Source organism: Nocardia camponoti, assembly GCF_014646135.1.
Classification (GTDB): Bacteria; Actinomycetota; Actinomycetes; order Mycobacteriales; family Mycobacteriaceae; genus Nocardia; species Nocardia camponoti.
This window is the reverse complement of the sequence record NZ_BMMW01000004.1, coordinates 291,306-307,271: the sequence shown is the minus strand read 5'-3', so window position 1 is coordinate 307,271 and position 15,966 is coordinate 291,306. Positions and strand designations below refer to the sequence as shown.

The 15,966-nt window shown below is 65.3% G+C and carries 14 protein-coding genes; 7 read left to right on the top strand and 7 right to left on the bottom strand.

What is annotated here, in order from left to right; translation table 11 throughout:
- Positions 1-34: 34 nt before the first annotated feature.
- Positions 35-1,714, bottom strand: a complete 1,680-nt coding sequence (locus IEX78_RS19970) for a DNA cytosine methyltransferase (RefSeq protein WP_188830551.1) — start codon at positions 1,712-1,714, stop codon at positions 35-37.
- Positions 1,715-2,196: 482 nt separating this feature from the next.
- Here IEX78_RS19970 and IEX78_RS19965 point away from each other — a divergent pair, with 482 nt between their 5' ends.
- The 3 genes from IEX78_RS19965 to IEX78_RS19955 all read left to right on the top strand — a co-directional run bounded on the left by IEX78_RS19965 (position 2,197) and on the right by IEX78_RS19955 (position 4,774).
- Positions 2,197-2,469 carry a hypothetical protein gene (locus tag IEX78_RS19965; RefSeq protein ID WP_188830550.1) on the top strand — a complete coding sequence of 91 codons (273 nt, stop codon included), beginning with the start codon at positions 2,197-2,199 and terminating at the stop codon, positions 2,467-2,469.
- Positions 2,470-2,662: 193 nt separating this feature from the next.
- The gene (locus IEX78_RS19960; protein WP_188830549.1) at positions 2,663-3,031 is read left to right on the top strand and encodes a hypothetical protein; all 369 of its coding nucleotides are present in this window, start codon (positions 2,663-2,665) and stop codon (positions 3,029-3,031) included.
- 813 nt (positions 3,032-3,844) lie between these two features.
- Positions 3,845-4,774, top strand: coding sequence for a CHAT domain-containing protein (locus IEX78_RS19955; protein ID WP_188830548.1), 930 nt, complete (start codon positions 3,845-3,847; stop codon positions 4,772-4,774).
- A gap of 719 nt (positions 4,775-5,493) precedes the next feature.
- Here the strand turns inward: IEX78_RS19955 and IEX78_RS19950 are convergent.
- Positions 5,494-7,098, bottom strand: coding sequence for an ISL3 family transposase (locus IEX78_RS19950; protein ID WP_229684122.1), 1,605 nt, complete (start codon positions 7,096-7,098; stop codon positions 5,494-5,496).
- 638 nt (positions 7,099-7,736) lie between these two features.
- Here IEX78_RS19950 and IEX78_RS19945 point away from each other — a divergent pair.
- Entirely contained in the window at positions 7,737-8,330 is a 594-nt protein-coding gene (locus tag IEX78_RS19945; protein WP_188830547.1) for a hypothetical protein, read from the top strand.
- 331 nt (positions 8,331-8,661) lie between these two features.
- Here IEX78_RS19945 and IEX78_RS19940 read toward each other — a convergent pair whose 3' ends face one another.
- The 5 genes from IEX78_RS19940 to IEX78_RS19920 form a co-directional block, all read right to left on the bottom strand.
- Complete coding sequence (locus IEX78_RS19940) at positions 8,662-9,318, bottom strand: hypothetical protein (RefSeq protein ID WP_188830546.1); 657 nt, start codon at positions 9,316-9,318, stop codon at positions 8,662-8,664.
- 85 nt (positions 9,319-9,403) lie between these two features.
- A complete protein-coding gene (locus IEX78_RS19935) occupies positions 9,404-9,943 on the bottom strand; it encodes a hypothetical protein (RefSeq protein WP_188830545.1) in 540 nt (179 codons plus the stop codon).
- A gap of 203 nt (positions 9,944-10,146) precedes the next feature.
- Positions 10,147-10,470, bottom strand: coding sequence for a hypothetical protein (locus IEX78_RS19930; RefSeq protein WP_188830544.1), 324 nt, complete (start codon positions 10,468-10,470; stop codon positions 10,147-10,149).
- 263 nt (positions 10,471-10,733) lie between these two features.
- Positions 10,734-11,057 carry a hypothetical protein gene (locus tag IEX78_RS19925; RefSeq protein ID WP_188830543.1) on the bottom strand — a complete coding sequence of 108 codons (324 nt, stop codon included), beginning with the start codon at positions 11,055-11,057 and terminating at the stop codon, positions 10,734-10,736.
- An 88-nt stretch (positions 11,058-11,145) separates the two neighbouring features.
- On the bottom strand, positions 11,146-11,676 hold the full coding sequence (locus IEX78_RS19920; protein ID WP_188830542.1) for a hypothetical protein: 531 nt from the start codon (positions 11,674-11,676) through the stop codon (positions 11,146-11,148).
- 610 nt (positions 11,677-12,286) lie between these two features.
- Here IEX78_RS19920 and IEX78_RS19915 point away from each other — a divergent pair.
- Genes IEX78_RS19915 through IEX78_RS19905 form a run of 3 tightly spaced genes read left to right on the top strand, consistent with a single transcriptional unit; the run spans position 12,287 to position 15,932 of the window.
- The gene (locus IEX78_RS19915; RefSeq protein ID WP_229684121.1) at positions 12,287-12,610 is read left to right on the top strand and encodes a MobC domain-containing protein; all 324 of its coding nucleotides are present in this window, start codon (positions 12,287-12,289) and stop codon (positions 12,608-12,610) included.
- The gene (locus IEX78_RS19910) at positions 12,607-14,232 is read left to right on the top strand and encodes a relaxase/mobilization nuclease domain-containing protein (protein ID WP_188830540.1); all 1,626 of its coding nucleotides are present in this window, start codon (positions 12,607-12,609) and stop codon (positions 14,230-14,232) included. The genes IEX78_RS19915 and IEX78_RS19910 overlap by 4 nt, the downstream gene beginning before the upstream one ends.
- Positions 14,229-15,932, top strand: a complete 1,704-nt coding sequence (locus IEX78_RS19905; RefSeq protein ID WP_188830539.1) for a hypothetical protein — start codon at positions 14,229-14,231, stop codon at positions 15,930-15,932. Before IEX78_RS19910 ends, IEX78_RS19905 begins: the two co-directional genes overlap by 4 nt.
- The last annotated feature ends 34 nt before the right edge of the window (positions 15,933-15,966 follow it).

Below are 15,966 nucleotides of genomic sequence, written 5' to 3'. Positions count from 1 at the left end.
GGAGGACCGAGGACGTCAAGCCCTCCCCGTCCGACTAGGCAGCCAGCCCGCAGCGGTCGAGCCCTTCGCCGGTGATGGCCTCTACCAGCGCGGAGATGAGGATTTCGGCGGCAGGCGGGGTAACTGCGTTGCCGAGTTGCCGCACTCGCTGGCGTTTGTTGCCTAGGACGATGTAGTCGGAACGGAATGCCATGGCGTTCTGGATTTCCTCTGGCTCCAGCATGCGGAAGCGCACGGCGTCGATGTCGCGCTCGGTGATCGTGTCGACGAAAGCGAACCGATCGCGGGTGGTGAGCGCGCCGATCGGGTCCGCGACCGGGCGCGCGGTGCCAGTGCCGTAGTAGGGCAGCAGCATCGAGTTCCACAGCTGCGTCGACATCCCAGTCGGCGGGGTGACCAGGCCGTGGTGGTTGCCGCTGGCGGTGACAGTGGCGAGGGGGTTGGTCACAGCACGTGCGTCTGAGGAACCGCCGCGCATCTCGGCGACGAAAGGTATGAATGCCACGGCCGTCTCGTTGCGGGTGGTCTGAGTGCGTAAAGGCTGTGAGGCCAGTTGGGCTTCTTTGCCGTCGCGGCCCTCCATTGGGACCATCAGCGGCGGTGGAACGGCGAGGCCGTGGTTGGAGCCGTTGGCGACGATGGTGGCCCGGGGCTCGTGCAGACCGATCGTGCGGGGCCGGTCTGAGCGCAGTTGTGCGTGAAACGGCTGCGGGATCGCCAGGCCGTCGTTCTCGCGGGTGGTGCGGGCGGCCATCGGCCCGGTGACCTGGGTGGCGTCGTCGCGCCAGGTACCTCCGGCGGGAACCATCATCGGCATGGCTGAGGCGTAGCGGCGCATGCCGACGCGGATGCGCTCCATGGTCTTGTCGGCCAGGGGCTTGTCTCGGTCGCCGATACGGGTGCCTGGAAGGGTCCAGTCGATCGCGGCGGCTGCCGGGAGCACGGGCGGCTCGACGATCGAGTTGCGGCAGCTGACCCGCGGGCAGCGGTACACGTACTGGGTGCGGTAGCGGCCCATGTCGGCGTTGGGTTTCTTGAAGACCTGAAGGGCGTTGATCCATTCGTCGCAGGCCAAGCAGAAGGCGCGTGGGCGCAACCACTTGTTCCAGTTGGGCTCGCGGCCGAGCTTGAGATCCCAGTAGGCGACGTACAACCGATCCCTGGATTGCGGGGCTACCGGAGTGCGAACCGGCTGGGCGTGGCTGGAGTTCAGGGCGATGACCTTGATCCCGTAGCCCAGGGCTCGGATCTCGCCGATCCAACGGTTCCACTGGTCCCACTGGCGGACCTCGACCACGTTCTCCACGACCCCGGCGCGGACCCGGCCCCCGCGCTCGATCACACCGCGCAGGTACATCGGGACTTCCTCCATAAGAGCCCTGCTGCGGTCGGCTTCCTCGTCGCGCTGGAGGTCGAGCAGGTCGCCTTGCATGGTGTTGTGGAAGTCGCGCTTCTTGCCACGCGCCGAGGACCACTGGGGACATTCCGGGCTGGCCCAGAACAGGTCGGCGGCAGGCCATTTCGCGATCTTCTCTTTGGCCTCTTCAGTGCTCAGGTCGCCGAGAAAGTGATCGGCATCGGGGTAGTTGGCCATGTGGGTCTCGACAGCCTTGCCCCAGTGATTCGCCGCACGGGTGATGCGCACACCGGGCACCTTCGCCGCGCCCTGCGTAGAGCCGCCAGCGCCGCAGAACCAATCCATTAATTCGAGCATGGGAAATCCCTTCGTGACTTGCGAGTGGGGTCGAAGAGGGCGGGGTGTCCGGTCCCGCGATCTTCTATATCATATATTACCCGATAATTGGTTCAGGGTCAAGGCGGATGAAGTGAAAACCACTGTGCAGCACCAGATTTCAACGGCTTTCGGTTCTGAATTGTGTGCACTTGGTTCTGGCGGTGGGGACGTGAATGCGGTCGGCCGGGAGCTCCATGTCCCGGCTCCCGTACACTCCGCGTTGGAAGCAATCAACCAACGTCGAGCCTTCCGATACCCAGAAAGCCCTCACCCGCCGCGATGGCAGGTGAGGGCTTTCTAAGTATCGCCACGCCCGCGCATTTCAGAGGTCCGGCCCTACCCCATCTCGCGAAATCGGGTCGCTGCTGTCTTCGGGATCGGCCCTGTGGGCGTCAGAGTTCAAGGGTGGGAAGGGTGTCGATCAGTCGTCGCGGCCAGGGTTGTAGCTCGCCTGTGACAGAGTGCGGGACGCCGTGCTGCGCAGCCATGGACGCGACGTAGTCGATCAGGGCCTGCGGCGATCCGGCGGACATGTTGCTGATCAGATCGCGGATGGCTCGCAGGTCATGGCCGCGCCGAAACTCGCCGCCTGTGAGCTTTTGCAGCCGCACCCGCGAGATCGCGGCTCGGGTGCGGTTGCGTTCGATTCCTCGCTGGCGCTCGACATCAGTGCCAAACCGCCTCGGCGGCCGAAGCGCTGGATGACCGGGGCGCGCGGGGCGAAATCCCGCTGATTGACGTCCGATAATTCACGCTTGTGACCTGCGGAGACAATGTTGGGGTCCAGGTTTTCGAGGGGGCGACGCGACTGCGATACGGTGGCGTGGTTCGGGCGATCGCTGGGCTGACCTGCGCAGACCTGCCTTTTACTGGCGGTCTGAATCTTTGTGATAAGCTCGCCGATCGAGGGGACAGTTGTGTCTCCGAGTGACCCTGGCCAACCGGCTGGGGTTTTTCTCGTTTCCACGCCAGTTGTCGTTCTCGAAGCCCCCAGCGCACAGCGCTGGGGGCTTTTTTGTTGCCCAGAAGGAGAATTCGATGGATGTCGGGTCGTTGTTGACCTCGGGTGTATGGCTGATTGGCGCGGTGACAGTCGTCGCCTTGCTGCGTGCCAAGCCCGAGCATGTTCCTGTGGTGTTCGCCGCGTACGCCGCAGCGTTCGGCATTCACCACGGCCGTAACTGCGCCAAGGATGATCCGCCAGGCGATGTGGAGGCTATTTCCGCAGAAGCTGGTTCTGCTGAACTGGCAGGCGAGGACCCTATCGCTCCGATTGAGGAGAAGGAGGAGGCATGAGCCGTCGACGAGGCTCGACACCGGATCCTGTGTCGCGATTGGTCATGGACCACCTGATCGACCAGGAATTCTCACGGGAGTTGAAGCGGATGCTGAAGTTCCTGGGTCCTACGGCCGCCGCCGTCGTGCGCAGACGATTGTTCGATGACGAAAGTTTCGCCGTCATCGCCCAACAAGTGGGCTACTCAGAGAGCGGAACTCGCCAGATCTACAACGAGGCGATACATCTGCTCCGCAATGTGCGTGGGCTGGAGGAGTTCGTTGATCGCGACTTCGCACGTATTGAGGCGTTCCGCGAGGAGGGAGACGGAACCGAATCGCCAGAACTCGATTCGGATTGGTGTACAAAGCATGGAAGGCTTGCCGGATTGCGTTCGTGGACACAGTGCCAGATGTGCCCGTGCAGGTTTGAGCAGCCACGGCGGAGCGGACGCCGGAAGGTGTACTGCAGCAAAGCGTGCAGCAGCGCCGCCCAGCGTGAGCGTGATACCGGAATTGGGGCAGGAGGCATGCACCGAGTGAGACGCGGTAGGGCGTAGGCCTAATCCTGCACGACCAGACGGCCTCCGCACTAGGTCATGTCTCCCAATCGGATTTCCGGTCACGACCGGTAGGCCGTCGGGTCGGGCATCATGTTCGCCGAGGCGGAGCCTGCCGGTGATCGGCATCAGATTCTGAGGACAACCAGTGGGAACTTCTCAAGCTGCTGTTACCGAAATCCGATGGCCGCGTGGGTCGTAACTTCTCCAACAACCGCCAGGTCCATGGCTACACTGCTGGCAGCTGAAGGCGACGTAGAAGGGGCTCGCTCGGATGGTTCCGCGGAACAAGCAGGGCAAGAAGATGAAGCTACGCCGCGTCGCAGACGACGGCACTGCAACCGTGTTCGAAATCGAGGCCATGGACCTCGGCCCCCAGCATGGAATCACTTTCAGGGTAGATGCCGACGTCGAAGACGGCGACGAGGTGACGGACACGTTGCCGAACGGCAAGCTGAAGACAATGCGTCTACGGGAGGTCCACGTACTTCAAAGTCCCTTCGGCAGTAGCACACTCGATCACACTGGCGCGAAGTACGACGTGATCTCAGGCAAGACCACCCCCGCCTTCAGATCATCCGAACCTCAAGTCGAGAAGCTCCGAATCCTGATGCTGGGCGCTTCCCCCGAGGGAGACCTGCGGATTACGCGAGAACATACCCGGATCCGCAAGGCAGTGGAAACCGCCTTGCACCGTGACCTCATCGAGTTCGACGTAAGGCTTTCCGCGACGGCTTCGGACCTCCAGGAAGGAATCGCAAAATTCCGCCCGCACGTAGTGCACTTCGCTGGACACGGCGGAGAGAAGCTAGTCGCGCTCGAACGAGACTTGGACGAGCAACACGAGGGAGTTGCGGTTACCGAAAGTGCATTTGCGGCGGCGTGTGCGGCGACCGACGAGCCGCCGAAACTGATAGTACTCAACGCTTGTGACTCGGATGCGACAGCAGCGGCACTCGTTGAGCATTTCGCCCCCATGGCAATAGGGATGCAGGGCAGCGTGGATGATGTCGATGCGATGATATTTGCCACCAGCTTCTATTCGTCGGTAGCTAACGGTCACTCGGTTTGGGCCGCGTTCTCGGCTGGCCGGGCGGGCGTAGAGATGCAGGGCGGCGATCACGAAGCTCCCTGTCTGGCGGCTGCGGTGGGTATCGAGCCGAGGTCGATGAAACTCGTGGCCGTTCCTGACAAGCGTGGCTGAGCGGCCCCAGCTCGGTGCGCAGCTGCGGGGGTAGGGCCCCGAGCACTAGCAAATCCCTGAGTGCCCCGACTGGTCGCCAAGTCGTTGGCTGACTTGGATGCCGCGCGCTCGCGGACAGGGCCGAAGTCAGAGTTCGGTTCGCCGCTGCGGTTGCTTTGCCCGTGGCGAGATAGCCTGCGTCCATGGCAATCGCCGACGCAGCCGTGGCCGTTTTCGAACAGTGGAGTGCCGAACTGGGCGACCTGTATATCGCGTGGACGACAACGAACCGGCAGTTCACGGGTGGAGCCCGGCCGAATTCGCCTGCTGCACAGGGGATGCAGTTCTCGCCGCTGAGTGCCCGAACCTCACCCGGCCCGAAGGGAGCGGCGCCGGGTTCGACGCGGTGCAGATGATCGACGCTGGCGCACAGTATCTGCTTGGTTTGAAGGCGCTGGTGGACAGTCGGACGATGACGCTGGCTCCGTGGCCGCTCACGCGTGCGCTCGCCGAGCACATCGCGCACGCGGCGTGGCTGATCGAGCCAGGAATTACCCCGCAAGCCCGAATGGCGCGGCGATGGATGGCAAGGTTAGCCGCAGCCCATCGCGCTCGGTGGACGGCGAGCAAGCCAAATATCAAGACTGTCAAGATGATCCGCGAACAGTATCGCGCGGATTGTCAGCGTTCGTTGAAAACCGGTTCTAGCCCAAATTTCGTGAGCCCGATCGCCGTGTCAGTCAGCTACTCAACAGGATTCGCTTCCTCAGCAAGTCCGGCTTGGCGCGGCCGAACATCTGCCGCTTCAGCATCTTTATCCGATTGACGTGCCCCTCGACCGCTCCGCTGCTCCAGCTCATGGTGAGGCCAGCTGTGACCGCATCCTGATCGCGGCGCAAGCCGCGAACGAAGGAGTGCAGTGCCGGCTGATCGTCGGCGTCGACGCTGCTCATCCATTGTTCAAGTTCCCGGCCGCGGCGCTCGGTCATGATCGCGGCGAACCCTCGGACGTGGCCGGTCAGCGATTCCATTTCGGGACTGTAGGCCAGGATCGCGTCGAGCCGTCGTTGATCGTCGGGGTCGATGCTGGCGGGATCGGTCATGATCCATGCGGTGACCTTCCGGACTGTCGGAGGTTTCGGTGGCGGTGCCGGGATGTGCGCGGTCGTCCGGAATGGCTGGAGGTAGGCGCGGACCATGTTCGCTTGGCCCTGGTAGCCGCGTGAGCGGATCTCCTCGAACAGCTTGGCGGCGTTGGTGCAGCCCTCGTTCCACCGTTGGTGCAGGTAGGGCTTGAATTCGTCGAGCAGACCTGCGCGGTAGCCGGTTCGGTTGTTGACCAGCAATTCCTCCGGGGAATCGGCGCGGGCGAACCGGCGGACCGTGCCGCGCGCCAGCCCGAGCCGGATGCCGATGCCCCGGATGGTCTCGCCTTCGGCAAGCAGCGCATGGACGTTGGTGTAGCGCTGGCGGGTGCGGACCGCAGTGCGGTCCTGCCGCAGCGGCGGTTCGCTCGGCCCGTGGCGCAGACCGGCCGCGACGTCTGCGATGTCAGGAAGTTTCGGCTCGTGATCGAGGTCGACCGCGACGGTCAAGCAGGCTCGGTGCCGGGCAACGGTGCGTTCGACGGCTTCGCCGAGGTTGTGCCAGATGTGCCATCGATCCGCGACCTGGATCGCTTGCGGTGCGCCTTTCGCGGCAGCTTCGGCGTAGGCGCCGGCGCGATCGCGGCATACGATCTCGATACCCGGATGCTGGCGGAGCCAAGCCGCGAGGGTGTCGGCGGTGCGGTCAGTGAGCACGTCGACCGGCCGCCGGGTGGTCATGTCGATCAGGATCGTTCCGTAGTTGTGTCCGCGGCGCAGCGCGAAGTCGTCGACACCCAGCACGCTGGGCGTGACCTGTTCCGGGTCGGGTAGCGCTCGGATCTGCCGGAGCAGGGTCATCCGACTCACCTTCGCGGCAAGGTGTCCAGTCAGTCTGGCGCCAGGTCGACCTCCCAGTGCCAGCGCGACCGCGCACAACATCCGTTGTAACAGCAGCGTCCGCCGCCCGTAGCGGGCGGCGAGCTGCGGAACCTGCTCGGCGAAAGTCCTCTTCCCGCAGTCGGAGTTGTCGCAGAACAACCGGCGGACCCGCAGTACGATCACGACCTCCCGGCCCGTGATCGAGGTGTCGGACAACCGCCGCTGATACCGGCTGTGAACACGCCGCGACGGCGTCGAGCAGCCAGGACACCTCGCCAGTTCCTCGGCAGTGGCCGCGTCGATCCGGACCGTGGAACCGGCAGCACGAACCGCACCGATCTCCAGCCCGTCGAGGTGCGGAAACAAGATCCTCAGCACTCCAAGATCAGAGCACCCGGCATCTCGTCAACTATCAAGCGCCCCAGCAGATCCCGAGCTGGGTCAATCACGAAGACTGTGCCAGAACCGGTTTTCGAAGAGCGTCGACACGGATCTTTTAGAACGCTTTCCCGGCGCTGACACGACCTGGGACGACCCTGCCCACGAGCCGGATTGGACGGTAGGGGGCGAACCGTATGCGGGACTAGGGAAGACATTCAAAGCCTTCACCGCGCATGAGACCACCGGCACGTCTGGCTTGTACGGCGCGCTGTCGCTGCACTCGGATCCCAATATCGTCGCGGTGTCGTCTCTGTCTGAGCGCGTCAACTGCGGTGACCATGTTGAAATCCGCTATCGGGCCAATGTCGGCGAATGGGGACAGCTCGTGCGCACCTCGATGTCGCTGGTGTGTATCGGCGCGCAAGCCGCATGTGAGTACCTAGGTTGTGAAAGCACGGACCTGCTTTCGGACTGGCTTGTGCGGTATCCAGATTGACACGCATTGTTGTTGACCGGCCAAGCGTGTAGAGTTACCATGCGTTGAACCAACGCACGGTTCAATGCACGGGACCGGATTCGGTCTGGTGGAACTCGAAGGGCCGCAACGGCCTAACCCAACCGATGGGATGCAAAACATGCCTCTGCCCACCTTCGCGCAACAACCGCCTGCGACACCTCGATCGATGAACATAAATGCTGCTGCCGCTGCCCTGAAGATCTCGCGAGGCTCCTTCGAGAAGCTCATCGCCTGCGGAGTGGTTCCAACACCGATCGATGTCGACCAGATCGGTTCGCTGGCGAACCGCCCGCGGCTCGGCGTCGCCGCCGGCGAGCTGACGGTGCTGAGGACTGCGGCCCCGGCCGCTTCGCATGAGCCAGACCGCGACTGGATCGGCTTCTCCGTCGGTTTTAGTGACGCCGTGCTTGCGGCAGCGGCACTGCGCTGGTGGCGATGCGATCCGGAGCGCGTCCTCGACAACGAGTTGTTCGCGGTAACTGTCGCAACGATACCTGTCGCGGTCTACGCCATCTCGGCACTGGGAGATCCTTACCAAGAGCAGGGCGACGTCGAGACGCGTCATAGGTTCACCGGCGACCTACTGGCCCGCTGGGGCGAGCCGCTGACACCGGATATCGACCCGCGCCTGAAAGAGCGCACCGAGCAGATCATGTCGAGCCGCATCTCGGTCTCCAGTGGCGGCCCGATTGCGTACCTGAACGCCGAATAGCCCTTGGCAGATAGAGAGACCCTCGAAACTGGATCCCAGTGCCGAGGGTCTCTTGCTGCGTCACCGCATCGCCGGTCCCGTGTCATTTCTCGCCGGTCCCGGATGTGGTCCGACAGCCGCTGACCGAATGGTGTTGGCTGGAACGGTGACCGCATCCGCGATCCATAGGACAGCACCACTCTCGGTGCGGGTTCGTTTGCGGCCAACTGTGTGCGCAGAGCCGCACTCGCCCCAGGGCCGGTCATCGGCTCCGGGCGCGTTCGGTGCTCACCGCGCTAGTGACCATCGGGCAGGGACAACCACGCCCGCGCACCACCGGTGTTGCCGGACATCACACCGGCCCTCCACTGGTCCAGCTGGCCCACCAGTCGCCGCCGAGACCGTACTCGCTCCAGTGCGCGAGTCGGTCGTGCGCGCAATCACGATGAGTGAAAGCTGCCGCCTCGCGTTCGATCGGGTAGCAGCCTGAATGTGTCGAGCAGCCCTGAGTCCAAGCGGGCGTGTCCTCGAGAATTATCACGTTGGTCGGTATCAGTCGGTCGGAGGTGAGCGGTGCGAGCAAGGCCGCCTCGCGGTTCGGGTCGCCCAGCGCTGCGGCAGGCAGCATCGCGAAGTGCCAGCTGCCGATGAGGGAACGAGCCGCGATGCGGACTGGATCGTCCAACAGCGCGGTGGCGGCCTGCACGGCTGCTACGGCGGTATCGCCGTAGCAGAAGATGTCGAGCGGAGAGCCGTCGAGACGGGAGTAGACCGCGGCGCACCAGTCGGTGGTGTCAGCGCAGCAGTCCTCGCCGAGCGCCAGGCCGTCGCCGTTGCACACGAGCAGTTCCACGGGCACGCCCCGCACTTCGCCGCCGGGCAGGTAGATATTCACGTGGCCGACCACGCGGATCTGTGCGTCGTAGCCGAGCTCGGCCAAGGCGATCAACTTGGGTGCGTATCGTGTCTGTGCTTCGGCGACGAGGGCGTCGAAGTTGGCGGAGGGCATAGCTGTTCCCTTCCTCTTGGGGTTGCGAGTGGGAGTGAAGCGGCGGGGCGTCCGGTCCCGCCGGGACTTCACGGTGTTGCGGCGATCATCTGCCCCCGCGTGGTTCGGCCTCATCGAGCAGGTCGAGCAGAGCGTCGATATCCCTGGTGCCCGCCAGTCGTGCGGCGGCTGGTGTTCGTAGGTGGCGGAGCAAGGCGCGCAGGTTCGAGTTCTGTTGGGCGTCGGTCATCGGATGTCTGTCGCCGGTGTGGGGGTCCACGAGTTCAGCGGTGACGTCGATGTCGACGCGAGGACTGTTGCGGTAAACCCCGTACCGCCTTGTGGTGACGAAGTCGAACTCGGTGCCTCGTCCAGGTGCGAATGATGGTTCCGAGGAGTCTTCGACGAGGACCTCGAAGTACCAGCGACCCGATCCAGGCTTAGCCCACGGCGGGGTACGCGCGATGACAGCGATCCACTGTCGGGTGCGGATGTTCCAGGCGATGTAGGGGCCGCTGCTGGTGAGTCGGGTCAGTCGATCGACGAAATCGGTGTGCCGAGTTTGATATTCCGGTGACCACCACCACGCCCGGCGCGCGCCGCCACCAGCGGAAGGGGAAGTACAGCACGCACAACGCCGTGCCATTCCCCGCCGCCGCGAGCCAGTCGCCGCGTTGCACGGTGTCGACGAATCCGTAGGCATACAGCCCGACGTTGAGCACGGCGACGGCGGCGGGGATCAGATTGTTGCGGGTGATGAAAGCAGGCAAAGCCCTCCAGGGCTGCGAGTCGGAAAACGCCGGTACGGAAGTATCCGGTTGCCGTCCCGGCGTGGTGATGTGCGCGAGGTCAGTGACCGGTCTCGGGCTCGTCTGCCTCGTCGTCGTTGTCCCAGTCGTCGGGGACGCCATCGGCCCACACCACGGCATTGGCGCGGTGGTCCCAGGTCGCGTGCGCGAGACCTCGCACGCGCTCCTTTTCGTCGTTCTTGTCGAGGCGAACGCCCGCCGGGATGAGCCAGAGTTCGGCGCGGAAGTCCCACGCAGAGCCGCACTCCTGTGCCGAGGAGGTGACCTCTTCTGCCGCCCAGTCACGCGCGTTGTCCTCGGAGGTGAAGCCGAGCTCATCGAGCAGCTCACGGCTCGAGGCGGGCGGGACGTAGGAAAAGTTCACGTAGAAGCGATCGTGATTTGCGACTGCTGCCAGGGGTGGGTACATCGGAATGCCTTTCATGCTGTGCGAGTGGGATCGAAGAGGTCGGGGTGTCCGGGCCCGAACCCTTCTATGTCATATATTACCTGATTTGCTGGCGGATGCAAGGTGGGTAGTCGGGCTGCTGCACGGTTGGATACCGAATGCCGTCGATCGAGAGCGCCGCGGTGTCGCCGTGTGAGGCGGAGTGCTAGCGCGGATCGGGAAGGGGGAGGCTGACCTTCTCATCGAGGGAACGACTGAGGATCGTCCTTCGGTGAGGGGCCGAACCAGCGCATCGCTTCGTCGCGGAAATTGTTGTCGGCGAGCCACCGGCGCGCGAAACCCTCGGAGACGGTTTCGTAGACGCTGTGGTCCGCGCCACCTTCGTCGGTCAGAACGCGATTCAGAATCCAGCCGACGGTGTCATTGTGATACAGGCACTCGGGGTGGGTTCGGCCATCCACGAGCGGTGCGAGCGCTTCGAACTCGTCGGCGGCCTCGCTGTTGAACATCCCGAACAGCTTGGTTCCGTCGTCGGTGTAGTGGGTGTAGGTGATGCGCGCCATGATGAGGGTTCTCCTTCTTGGTGAGTGTCGAGCGCTCGAATGCGCCGTACCGGACCGCCTGGGAGCGGTTGCCGGTACGGCGCATTCGTCAACTCCGTGTCCGGGTGCCGGACGGTGTATTCGTGTCGGCAGCAGCCCGCGTCGGCTTGGTGTCGGCGGACCGACCCCCGGAACCGCTGGGGGGCGGATCGGATTGCGGTGTGGCGCGGGGTGCGGCCGAAACCTCTAGCGAGACGGTCCCGGTGTCGACGTTCTCTGTCGATGGCGGAGTCAAGGGCGCCTTGGCGGCGGTGGTTGATGTCTGAGACGGGCGGGGTTGAGGTCTGGTCTTCGCTCGCTTGGATACTGCGCGGATGGCGGCGGTGGGCTTGAGGCCGATCCGTTCCAGGGCGTCCGGTTCGGCGCCAGCGTTTGTAGCCGCCGCGTAGGCGGCTGCCACGGCGGCTTCGGCGGACTCCTCGTCGGCGATCAGCCGTGCCGTCTCGGCCTCGCGGTTCTCGGATGCGCGCTGCCATTCGCCGACCTTTACCGCGAGTTCGCCGATGCGGGTCTCCATGTCGTCGTCGATGACCACGCGTCGATACGCGGTCAAGGCGTGGGTGGCTGTCTTCTTCACCATGGGCGGTGCCTCCTTGCTCGGTGATCGCTAATGGACCGATGACCCCTAGTGTATCGAAAGTATCGAAAGATGAAAGCTGGATGTCACAGGCGAAAAGTGGCCCGGAGGGTGTGCGTCGACGGCCGGTCTTGCCGCCTGTTTGGTTGGGGGGCTGGTGTGCAGTCGAAACCGGGCGGCGTGGGTTGACCTGGCCGAGGTGCTCAGGCAGGCAGTCCTGTCGCGCACCGTTCCCGCCCGCGAGTGTCGGTGTGTTCGCTGGGGCGTTCATCGTGAGCCGCTGGGCCGATGGCCAGCGATTCGGGTGAGCAAGATATCCCAAAAGTGGCCACTTTTGGGTTGCGCCCAGGGGTGGGCGCAAGACACACTCGAAGTGGTTCGAATGTATCGAGAGCCTCTAGAGGATCTAGAGGCTCTGATGTCTCCATCCCTGCGGGGTGGAGACATCGGCGGGTCCGGCAGGGGGCTGCCGGACCGGAGAGCGCCGCTGGGCGCTCGGTAGGCGAAGGGACGAGAAGTGCCTCCGAAGAGTGGGCAGGGCCACCGGCCCCACGCGGCGAAGCCGCGATCGATCAGTCGACGGTCGACGTACGCGCCGGCCGAATGGGCGCTGGTGACCGCCGCGGCGGCCACGGTCGGACTGCGGCCCGGCGCGTTCATCGCCAAGGCTGCCGTCGGCGCGGCGCGGGCATTCGCCGCGCAGCGCAACGGAGCGACAGTTCGCACCAGCGGCCAAGTGGAGATCCTCATCGCCGAGGTGCGCGAGCTACGCCGGTTGCTCGGCAACGTCGCGGGCAACGTGAACGATGTCGCCCGCCACGCAAACTCCACCGGCGAACTCGGCGACAACGCCGACGCCGTGCTGACCTACACCCGCAAGATCAACAGCCGCATCGATGTCTGGTTGGTTGAACAACTTCGGCACGGTGCGGTGTGATCGGCAAAGCGATCCGGGGATGGGACGGGCGGCGACTTGTCCGGTATCTGTTCTCACCGGGCACGCACAACGAGCACACCAATCCCCGGGTGATCGCGGCGTGGCAGTCCGACCCCGACGCCCTACAACCGTTGTGGGTCGGGCCCGGCGACTGCGACTTCGCGCCGGGCGAGATCGGCAAGCTCGCCGGACAGGTCACCGCGCTCTCGGAGGCGATCGGGCTGCCCACCCAACAGCCCGAGCCCGGCCAATCGGGCTACACCAAGCACGGCTACATCTGGCACCTTCCTGTCGCCATCGGTGCCGAGGACGGCGAACTCGACCAACAGACCTGGCGTCGTATCGCCGAGGACATGCTGCACGAGACCGGGATCGCGAAAGCGGGCGACGCCGGGGCGTGCCGGTGGATCGCGGTGCACCACGGCAAATCCGTCGACGGCAACGACCACATCCATATCGCGGCCGTGATGGTCAGAGCCGACACCGGCAAACGGTTCTATCCCGACAACGACTGGAAAGCCGTACGCCGAGTCGCCCGTCGCTGGGAAGAAGCGCTCGGGTTGCGGCTGACCGCCATCAACGATCCGATGGCGGTACCGACCCCGACGCGCGGCGAACAGGAGAAGGCCCAGCGTCGTCAGGCCGCCGGCGACGAGGGCATGCTGCGCGCGACACCTGGTGCCGCGGCGCGGACCCAGTTACGCCAGTTGATCACCGAGTCGGCCGCTGTCGCGACCACCTCCGACGAGTTCCTCGCCCGGCTCCGCGACGCGGGCGTGCTCGTCGACCTCAAGCACGACGGCACCGGGCAGATCACGGGATGGGCCGTCGCGGCTCCCGGCGACGTGTCGGCCAAGACCGGGCAGCCCATCTACTTCGCACCGAGCCGACACCTCGGTGCCGACATGTCCTGGCCACGAGTCACCGCCCGCTGGTCGACGACCCCGCCCGCACCCTCCGGCATCGCAGACGGCGCAACCATCACCGAGACAGCCCGCGAGGCGCACACGGTGCTCACCGACAGCGCCGAACGCGTGCGAGAGGTCGCTACTGCCGTGCGCGGCGAGCGATCCGATATCGCGACGGTGGCCCGCGAATTGCACGACGTCATCGGCAGTTGGGCCTCCATCGCCGATGGCGCCGCGCGCCAAGGCCCTCTCTCGCAGGCGACGTGGGCCTTCGACCGCGCGGCGCGCACTCGGCATGGGTTGACCGCCGTCCCCGCTGGGCGCCTCGCCGCCGAACTCCGTGCGATCTCGCGCGACCTCGCAGCAGTTCGGATGTTGTCCGGGCGTGGTCTGCAACGAGACCCGACTGTGCAGCTCGGCCTTGCCGTCGCCGACCTGCTGCTCGAGATCGCGGCATGGCATCAACAGAACCGGCGCGTCACCGCCGCCCGCAGCGCCCGCCAAGCCGCAGACCTCGTCCGCGCCCACGGCGAAGCCACCGGCACCGTCCCCGGTCAACTCCCACCGCAGCGCGTACCGGCGAGCACCTCGCACGCCTCCACCGCGCCACAGCCCGGCCCGGCTGCCCGACCGGGCGCCCGCCCCGAACATCCCGCAGTACGCGGGGTCCGTGAATCACCGCATCACCCACCAAGAAAGGAACACCGACGATGAACCAGCCGGTCATTGAACCGCCTGTGATGGGCATCCCCCGCGAGGACACCATGCGTATTGCCTTGGCAGCACGCACGCTGTCGGGAGTGCTCCGCCAACTGCGCGAGCAGCGTGGCCGCTCCGCGTGGGACGACGCCGAAAACGTCGCCCGCAAGACCGCGGTCCTCGATCGCCACGCGGTCACCAAGTTCAGCCACCTCGACGCCGACGAATGGAACACTGCAGAGAAGGAGGGGCGCATTCGCGCCGAACGTCACCCCGATACCGGAATGACCATCCGGGTCTCTTCGCTCTCGCACGGGCGATTCGGCGTCCAGGCCGGCTGGACGGACAACCACGCCGAGGCCGTGTTCGGGTCCGAAGAACTCGCCGACCGAGTCGTCGACTGGCTGCGCAACACCGGCTCGGCCGAAGCGGTCGACGATCTGCGGCGCAACGCCGACGAGCTACACGCCACCTCCCGGCCTCGCCGATACCAGACCCTGCGAGATGTCGAGCTGGCCCAGGCGCGCACGTGGGCCAAGGAACACGAATCGGACTGGTACCGCTGGTGGGAGCAGAGTTACGCCGCTGCCGACACCATCGACGGTCGACGCCTCGATGAGAACGAGATCATCCGCAAATGGGTCGACGCCACAGGTGGCAGGACGGGGACAGCCGTGGGTGTGGCACGGCGATGGCTCAAACAGCACGACTCCGAATGGGCACACAACTGGGAGACCGAGTATGCGAACTGCGACACCCGCGACGGCCGCCGCAGTCTCGAGGACGAAGCAGTCCGACGCTGGCGCTCGCAATCTCCTGCGGGCCGCGGGCGCGGAACCGACAGCGGCAAGGCGACGACCGAGTCCGGTGAACAAGACAGCGATCGGCAGAATCAGCGCACCGCGACGCCTCTGGCGGACCGACTGCGCGGCCGTGTGCCCGATCAGATTCTCGATGACCCACGCTGGCACGTCGCCGAGGACCAGTACACAGTGCTCACCGCGCACGGGGTCGACCCGGAGATGCTGATCGAGTCGGTCGCCACCATCGACTTCGACAGCGGACAGGTCCGCGCACCGAGCGGGTTCGCCGCGTGGACGATGCGGGAAGCCGCGAAGAAGGGCAATGCCTCCAGGACGCACGCGCGCACCGAGGACGACGCCCGCCGTTTGGTCGCCGAAGAATGGCTCACCACCGCTGACCCCGAATCTCCGTTCGATCGAGCGCGCGCGGCCCAATTGGTAGGCGAGATCAACGACGAATTCGATGCCCTGCTGGCACGCAAGTATCCAGGCATCCTCGACGGCGACGCCGACCAGGCGCGGGCAGAGGCGGATCAGCACGACGCAACCTCCACCGACGATTACGAGCATTCCCTTCACGACGCGACTGCTCCGCAACTCGCCGACGCGAGCGGCAGCAGGGTGTTCGCCGTCGACAGGGAGGGCGCCGCCATCACCGTTAAGTTTGCTGAGGCACCGAAACGGCAGGCTGGAACGTCTGAGGACGCGGCCGACCACAGCGCCGGTACCGCGCAGGAAGACACCGTGATCGACGACCAACAGCACGAGGTGGTGCTTGCCGCGCCAGCGGCGGCCCAAGCTCCGCTGACCCCGCCCGAGCAGGACAAGGCGAACGCCAGGTCCCATCGGCGCACCCCACCGCCAGCCAAGCCTGCTCCGGCGCCCACCCACAACAGAGGCCGGACGCACTAGGTCGGACGCGTCGAGGACTCGGGGCGGGTGTCAA